The following is a 3,243-nucleotide window of genomic DNA, read 5'->3' on the forward strand; positions in this document are numbered from 1 at the left end:
GGCTTCAACGCCTACGACGTCCTCACCTCGGCCGGCGACGTGACCGGCGACGGCCGCGCGGACCTGCTGGGCCGCCAGGCGAGCACGGGCGACCTGTACCTGTTCGCGCACGACGGCAAGGGCGCGCTCAAGGCGGGCGTGAAGGTCTCCGGCGGCTGGAAGTCGTACAAGCAGGTCATCGGAGCCGGTGACCTCAACGGCGACGGCCGCGGAGACCTGCTCGCCGTGGACGGTGCGAACACCCTGTGGCGCTTCGACGGCGTCGGGAACGGCACCTTCAAGGCCCGGGTCCAGGTCAACGGCGCGGGCTGGGCGTCCGGCCGGACCCTGGTCGTCGGCACCGGCGACCTCTCCGGCGACGGCAAGGCCGACATCGTCTCCCGCAACGCGGCCGGCGAGCTGCTCCGCAACAACGGCGACGGCAAGGGCGGTTTCCAGGCCACCACGAAGATCGCCACCGGCTTCGGCGGCTACAAGGGCCTGTACTAGCCACACCTGACGGGCCCGTACGACATCCGGTCCGGTGTCGTACGGGCCCTCTCCGTCGCGGCCGAGTCAGATCATCCGGAGCCACACGGATTGCGCCCGTACCCACGGCTCCCGTCCCAGGGGGGAACACTTGCTACGCAGAACAACCGTGGCCGTCGCCGTCACCACGGCCCTCGCCACCGTCGTCCCGGCCGCTCTCGCCGGCCCGTCCGTCGCCGCCGAGATCCCGGCCGTGGCCGACCTCGTCATCCCGGCACGAACCACCCCGGATCCCTCCTACCTCCCGGTCTATGCGGCCACGGCCGAGGGCCTGCTCCGGCGTGACAGCTCGGGCTCGTACTTCGCCTACGAATGGACGGACTATCGGACGGGCAAGACCACTCCGCTGACGCTTCCGTTGAGGGTGGGCTACGCGGGGGAGCACACGATCTCCCTGGTCCACGAGGACAGCCAGAACACCGTCGTCTACCGGGACATGCGTGACAACTCGGAGCGGACCTTCACGGTGCCCGAGGGACAGTGGGCCGCCGACAGGTTCGAGGACTCCCTGCTCACGGTGGAGGGCGGTGACGACCCGGAGTTTCCCGAACCGGACACGCTGCACCTGCTGACCCTGGAGAACGGCCGGACCAAGGACCGCCTGGTCACCGGCCTGCCGGACGATCTGACGTCGATCGGGTACCCGGGGAGCAGCAGCCGCTTCGGCCGGGTGCTCACGATCACCCGGCCCAGCGGCACGAGCACCTGGTTCGTGGGCCCGGACGGGGTGGCCCGACCTGCCCCCGAAGGCGCCGTCGTCATGGGCGACCGACTCGTCAGGGCGGACTCCGAAGGCCCGGGGAAGCCCCGGACGTTCGCGGTCTGGGACCTCGGGGGACCGTTCGGCGAGCAGGACGCCAAGCGCGTCAGGTCACCCCTTTCGGGTGAGGGCGGCAGCGTGATCGGCGTCGTGGGCGGCGATCTCGTCGTCCGTGACGACACCGACAAGCGGGTGGTGGCGCTTCCGATCGACGGAAGCCCCCACCGCGTGCTGCTCGGGGAACTGCCGTGGTCCGTCGACGGTGGGTCGGGCCACCTGTTCCTGACGACCCAGAAGCCGGACCGGTCACGCGCCATCCACGCGGTGCGTCCCGACTCCGCGGGCAGGGCCCAGCCGGTCAAGGTCCTGGACCTGCCCCTGCTGCCGGTGAAGGTGCCCAGGGTGGCCATGGAGAACGGCCGCCACTACAGCATCGAGGTCAAGAACGGCATCCAGGACATCACCGAGTACGTGATGCCGGCCGCGGGCACGCCCACGGCAGGAACCCGCAAGGGCCGCGGATATCTGCGGAACAACCAGTGCGGGAGCGAGTGGCACGGACAGCCCTCGTGCAGTCCGATCGTCGCCGCCGGCGGCGGCCGCATCGTGTACGCGGGCTACCACGGGACCTCCCTCCAGCAGACCGACCCGGGCGTGGACTTCCATACGATCAACGCGGTCAAGCCCGTACCCGAGAGCGTGCAGGCGTCCGGCCGGTTCGCGGCGTACCTGCGCTCCGACGACGCGTCCCGCCCGGTCGAGGTCTTCGACCTCGACCGCCGCAAGGTGGTCCGCACCCTGCCGTTGTCCGACGGCGTCTTCGCACTGTCCGGGTACTGGCTGTGGAAGGAGAAGGACCGGGGCGTCGTCGAGGCCGTCGACGTGCGCACCGGTGCGGTGGTCCGTACCGACACGGTGGCGGGCTGCGACATCAGGGCGCTGGACGCCTGGGGTTCGTCGGTCTACTGGAAGTGCGACGGCGAGGCCGGAGTCCATGACACCGGGACGGGGAAGAACGCGCCGCTGCCCGCGCACAACAGCGCGCGCCTGGGCAACGGCTTCGTCGCCTGGGAGAAGGACGGCGTGCTGAGGTCCACCGACCTGCGCGGCGCCACCGGCACCCGGGAGCTCGGCAGGCCGGTGGACCCGAAGCCCGGGCACGGATGGGCCGTCGACAAGTACTCCGGCCGGATCGCCTACTCCGATGACCGGTACGACACCCACGTCTTCGACTCCGGTGTGGTCAACGGCGGCATCTCGGCGATCGACCGGGACACCCCGGCGGCCCACGATGTCGCGGGCGGCACCAAGTCCTGGTCGGGCGCCTGGTTCCTGAACAAGACGGCCGCGTCCTGGACGCTGACGGTCCGCGCGAAGGCGGGTGGAGCCGTGGTCCGTACGATCACCGGCGGCGAGGCGCGCGGTGTGATCCGTACCGGCTGGGACGGCAAGGACGCGCAGGGCCGGCTGGTCGGCAACGGCGCCTACGACTGGACGCTGACCGGAAAGCCGGCCGACGGCCAGGGCCCGGACCTGAAGTCCACCGGCACGGTCCAACTGACGGGTGGCGGTGCGGTCCACCGGGACGTGGCGGGCAGGGACGGCTTCGGTGACCTGGTCACCCTGGACAACAGCGGCAACCTGGCCTTCCACGCCGGTGACGGCAAGGGCGGCCTGAGCGGCACGAAGGTGACCGGCGCGGGCTGGCCGACCACCTCCACCGTCGTCCCCTTCGGTGACGTCAACGGCGACCGCTGCAATGACGTCCTGGTCCGCAACTCGGCGGGCACGCTGCGTTCGTACCAGCCGGCCTGCGGCACGGCCGTGGCCCCGACCACGGGCAACACCTGGCTGGGCACCGGCTTCAACGCCTACGACGTCCTCACCTCGGCCGGCGACGTGACCGGCGACGGCCGCGCGGACCTGCTGGGCCGCCAGGCGAGCACGGGCGACCT

2 protein-coding genes are annotated in these 3,243 nt (G+C 71.3%); both read left to right on the top strand.

Annotation, left to right across the window (positions count from 1 at the left end; genetic code table 11):
* The coding region (locus tag AB0O36_RS36920; RefSeq protein ID WP_365118363.1) for a VCBS repeat-containing protein at window positions 1–489 on the top strand (489 nt) is incomplete at its 5' end.
* Window positions 490–637: 148 nt separating this feature from the next.
* Window positions 638–3,243, top strand: a 2,606-nt coding sequence (locus tag AB0O36_RS36925) for a FlgD immunoglobulin-like domain containing protein (protein WP_365118365.1), incomplete at its 3' end; no start/stop codon positions are given.

It is taken from the genome of Streptomyces sp. NPDC089799 (assembly GCF_040684755.1).
Lineage (GTDB): Bacteria > Actinomycetota > Actinomycetes > Streptomycetales > Streptomycetaceae > Streptomyces.